This is a genomic window from Streptomyces sp. NRRL WC-3549, assembly GCF_000721935.1.
GTDB lineage: Bacteria > Actinomycetota > Actinomycetes > Streptomycetales > Streptomycetaceae > Streptomyces.
Genome location: NZ_KL585402.1, coordinates 10,901 through 15,417 on the forward strand (window position 1 = coordinate 10,901; position 4,517 = coordinate 15,417).

Below are 4,517 nucleotides of genomic sequence, written 5' to 3' on the forward strand. Positions count from 1 at the left end.
GATGTGTATAAGAGACAGGGACACGGCGGCGGACGCCCCGGCGGCGAGGACACCCCGCCCGGCCTCTGGCTGGAGGCGTTCACGCAGGCCGTGAACGGTGTGCCCAAGGAGCCGCAGGACGGCGAAGACACTGATGACGCGTGGGACAAGGGAGACCAGAAGTGATCCAGCAGCGGGGAAACATGGACTGGATGCTGAAGGAACTGGCCGACGACGTACCGAGCATCCACCAGATCGTGGTGCTCTCCGCCGACGGTCTGCGCATCGCCCGGCACGGCGGCGACCCCGACGTCGCCGACCGGCTGGCCGCGGCCTGCGCCGGGCTGCAGAGCCTGGCCGCGGCGGTCGCCACCGAGATCCCGCACAGCGACGGTCTGATGAAGCTCGTCGTCATCGAGGTCACCGGCGGATTCTTCTACCTGATGGCCGCCGGTACCGGCGCCTACCTCGCGGCGCCTACCTCGCGGTCCTGGCCGGTGAGACGGTGGACGCCGGTCTCGTCGGTGCCCGCATGCGCGACATGGTCGTCCGCATCGGCGCCCACCTGACGAGTCCCCCCCGGCACGACGGGCAGGCCGGATGAGTGCTCCCCGACGAGAACGCCGGACGGCCGACCCGGAGCTGAGCGACCCGGAACGGCTCTACGTGATCACCGGTGACCACGACGGAGTCAGGGCGGCGCTCGACCTCGTCACGATGGTCGTGGCGCAGGCCGATCCCTCGCCCACCGTCCAGCCCGAACAGGCGGCGATCCTCAGGCTGTGCAGGGCACCGCTGTCGGTCGCCGAGATCTCGGCCTACCTGAGCCTTCCCTTCAGCGTGGTCACCTCGCTCCTGACAGAACTCCTGGCGACCGAACTCATCGAGTCACGCGCGCCGATCGTGCGTGCCGCGTTGCCGGACCGGTCCCTCCTCGAAGCGGTGATGCATGGACTTCAGAAGCTCTGACACGATCACGGGCCCCCGCAGCGAGGACGTCCTGCCCACCACGGCCACGGCCGCGGTGAAGGTCGTCATCGTCGGGGGGTTCGGGGTCGGCAAGACGACCATGGTCGGCTCCGTGAGCGAGATCCGGCCCCTGACGACCGAAGAGACCATGACCCAGGCCGGCGTCGGCGTGGACGACAACGTGGGGGTGGAGAGCAAGACCGCCACCACCGTCGCCATGGACTTCGGACGGATCAGCCTCAGCGAGGAGCTGATCCTCTACCTCTTCGGCACGCCCGGCCAGGAGCGCTTCTGGTTCCTGTGGAACGGGCTGTTCGAAGGCGCCCTCGGAGCCGTCGTCCTCATCGACACCCGGCGGCTCCAGGTCAGCTTCGACGTGATCGGCCGCCTGGAAGAGCGCGGCGTGCCGTTCGTCGTCGCGGTCAACACCTTCCCCGACGCGCCCCACCACCCGGTCGAGGCGCTCCGTAACGCCCTCGACCTGCCCGACGAGGTCCCCATCATCGACTGCGACGCGCGGCTGCGTGCCTCCAGCCGCGACGTGCTGCTGACCCTGATGCGGTACCTGCACAGCCTCGCCGTACCACTCGGCTGACGGGGTGCGCGTACGCCCGCGATCCCGCCGCGACCGGCCACGCGCGCCCCACCCTGTTCCCCGGAAAGCCCGATCCCTGGAGCCCCTGTGACAACCCCCTTCCACCACGAACCCGGATCGGTCCCCGGACCGGTGCCGCCCCCCGAGTGCCCGGCCCACTCCGCGGGCTTCGGGCCGGGAGGACTGCGCCGGTACTACGGCCCCGAGGCCGAGAACGACCCCGCGGGCCTGTACGCGAAGCTGCGCGCCGAACACGGCACGGTGGCCCCCGTCCTGCTGCACGGTGACGTCCCCGCCTGGCTCGTCCTCGGCCACAGCGAGAACCTCCACCTCACCAGGACGCCCTCGCAGTTCTCCCGCGACTCCCGGCGCTGGCGCGCCCTCCAGGACGGCAGCGTCACCCCGGACCACCCCCTCGCCCCGATCTTCACCTGGCAGCCGGTCTGCGCCTTCGCCGACGGCGACGCTCACGAACGGCTCCGGGGCGCCGTCACGGACAGCATGGAGCGCATCGACACCCGCGGCGTACGCCGGCACGTCAACCGCTTCAGCAACAGGCTCGTCAACGACTTCTGCGAGAAGGGCGGCGCCGAACTGGTCACCCAGTTCGCCGACCACCTGCCCATGATGGTGGTGTGCGCGGTCTTCGGGATGCCCGAGGAGTACAACGACCGCATGGTCCAGGCCGCCCGCGACATGATCCGCGGCACCGAGACCGCCGTGGAGAGCAACGCCTACGTCGTCGCCGCCCTGACCCGGCTGGTCGAACGGCGGCGCGTCGCCCCCGAGGAGGACCTCGCCGGCTGGCTCGTCTCCCACCCCGCCGGGCTGACCGACGTCGAGGTCGCCGAGCACCTGCGCCTCATCCTCGTCGCCGCCTACGAGTCGACCGCCAACCTCATCGCCAACGTCCTGCGGATGGTGCTGACCGACCCCCGCTTCCGCGCCCGGCTCAGCGGCGGGCACATGACCGTGCCCGAGGCGGTGGAGCAGACCCTCTGGGACGAGCCGCCGTTCACCGCCGTCTTCGGCCGCTGGGCGGTCGGCGACACCGAACTCGGCGGCCAGCAGATCAAGGCGGGTGACGCGCTCCTCGTCGGCATCGCGGCGGCCAACACCGATCCGTCGGTACGCCCCGACCTGACGGCGAACATGGAGGGCAACCGCGCCCACCTCGCCTTCAGCGGCGGACCGCACGAATGCCCCGGCCAGGACATCGGCCGGGCCATCGCGGACGTGGGCGTCGACGCGCTGCTGATGCGCCTGCCCGACCTGGAACTCGCCGTCGACGAGAGCGAGCTGAGCTGGGTCGGCAACATCATGTCCCGCCATCTCGTCGAACTGCCCGTCACGTTCGCCCCCAGCCCGCAGCAGGAGGTCGACGCCGATCCGCTGACCTCCATCGCGGCCCGCCCGCGCGCCCGCACCGACTGGGAGGTCTCGTCCCCCCCCGTGCCGCGCGGGACGGGGGCCTCCGCGGCCGGCCCCCAGCCCGGCCACGCCCCGGCCGGGGTGCGGATCGCCTCCCCGGAGTCACCCGCCGCCCCGGAGGCCGCTCCCGAGGTCCCCGCCCAGCGAGGCGGCCCTGCCAGGGCCTGGCAGGCGGTGGCCCGGTGGTGGAGCGGGCAGTGACGACGTCCGCGCGCCGTTGACGTACGCGTGGTGTCCCGGACGGGCTCCGGCCGGTCCGGGACACCACCACGCCACAGGGCGGGCCGTGCCGGTGGACGGCGCCCGGCCCGTACCATCGAGCAGCGTGAAGCTGACAATTCTTGGCGGCGGCGGATTCCGGGTTCCCCTCGTGTACGGGGCACTGCTCGGTGATCACGCCGAGGGCCGCGTCTCCCGGGTCACCCTCTACGACACGGACACCGACCGGCTCACCGCCGTCGCCCGGGTCCTCGCCGAACAGGCCCGGGGCGTCCCCGACGCCCCGGCCGTCGTCGCCACCGGCGACCTCGACGAGGCGCTGCGCGGGGCCGACTTCGTCTTCTCCGCGATCCGGGTCGGCGGCCTCGAGGGCCGGGCGGCGGACGAACGCGTCGCCCTGGACGAAGGTGTCCTCGGCCAGGAGACGGTCGGCGCCGGCGGCATCGCGTACGGACTGCGCACCGTCCCCGTCGCCCTCTCCCTCGCCCGGCGCATCGTGCGGCTCGCCCCGCGCGCCTGGGTCATCAACTTCACCAACCCGGCGGGCCTGGTCACCGAGGCCATGTCCCGCCACCTGGGCGAGCGGGTCATCGGGATCTGCGACTCCCCGGTCGGTCTCGGCCGGCGGATCGCCCGGGTGCTGGGCGCCGACCCCGACCGCGCCTGGATCGACTACGTGGGCCTCAACCACCTCGGCTGGGTCCGCGCCCTGCACGTCGACGGACGCGACGAGCTCCCACGGCTGCTGGCCGACCCCGTCCTCCTCGGCTCGTTCGAGGAAGGCCGGCTCTTCGGCGCCGACTGGCTGCGCTCCCTCGGCGCGATCCCCAACGAGTACCTGCACTACTACTACTTCAACCGGGAGGCCGTGCGCGCCTACCAGGAGGCCGCGCAGACCCGGGGCGCCTTCCTCCGCGACCAGCAGGAGGGGTTCTACGCCCGGATGAAGGACCCGGCGGCCCCCGCACTCGCCACCTGGGACCGGACCCGGGCCGAACGCGAGGCCACCTACATGGCGGAGAACCGGGACGCGGCCGGCGCGGGGGAGCGCGAGCAGAGCGACCTGGAATCCGGGGGGTACGAACAGGTGGCCCTCGCCCTGATGCGGGCCGTCGCCCGCGACGAACGCACCTCACTGATCCTGAACGTCCGCAACCGGGGCACCCTCTCGGTGCTCGACCCGGACGCCGTCATCGAGGTGCCCTGCCTCGTCGACGCCAACGGCGCCCACCCGGTCGCGGTCGACCCCTTGCCGTACCACGCGGTCGGGCTGGTCACGTCGGTGAAGGCGGTGGAGCGCGCCGTCCTGGAGGCGGCCGGGGGC

General features: G+C 72.5%; 4 protein-coding genes and 1 pseudogene. All 5 read left to right on the top strand.

All coding sequences use genetic code 11. From position 1 onward, the window contains the following. Positions 1-161: 161 nt before the first annotated feature. Positions 162-583 (top strand): annotated as a pseudogene (locus IH13_RS37740) (roadblock/LC7 domain-containing protein). After that, on the top strand, positions 580-948 hold the full coding sequence (locus IH13_RS0117220) for a DUF742 domain-containing protein (RefSeq protein ID WP_031085397.1): 369 nt from the start codon (positions 580-582) through the stop codon (positions 946-948). Before IH13_RS37740 ends, IH13_RS0117220 begins: the two are co-directional and overlap by 4 nt. Further along, positions 929-1,543, top strand: coding sequence for a GTP-binding protein (locus IH13_RS0117225; protein WP_031085399.1), 615 nt, complete (start codon positions 929-931; stop codon positions 1,541-1,543). Before IH13_RS0117220 ends, IH13_RS0117225 begins: the two co-directional genes overlap by 20 nt. Before the next feature lie 87 nt (positions 1,544-1,630). Beyond that, positions 1,631-3,175 carry a cytochrome P450 gene (locus tag IH13_RS0117230; RefSeq protein ID WP_031085401.1) on the top strand — a complete coding sequence of 515 codons (1,545 nt, stop codon included), beginning with the start codon at positions 1,631-1,633 and terminating at the stop codon, positions 3,173-3,175. A gap of 124 nt (positions 3,176-3,299) precedes the next feature. Beyond that, positions 3,300-4,517: 6-phospho-beta-glucosidase (locus IH13_RS0117235; protein WP_063837456.1), on the top strand; the 1,218-nt coding region annotated here is incomplete at its 3' end.

Excerpts from the sequence above, each read along its gene's own strand:
- IH13_RS0117220 (WP_031085397.1), top strand. The coding sequence starts at position 580 with ATGAGTGCTCCCCGACGAGAACGCCGGACGGCCGACCCGGAGCTGAGC.
- IH13_RS0117225 (WP_031085399.1), top strand. The coding sequence starts at position 929 with ATGGACTTCAGAAGCTCTGACACGATCACGGGCCCCCGCAGCGAGGAC.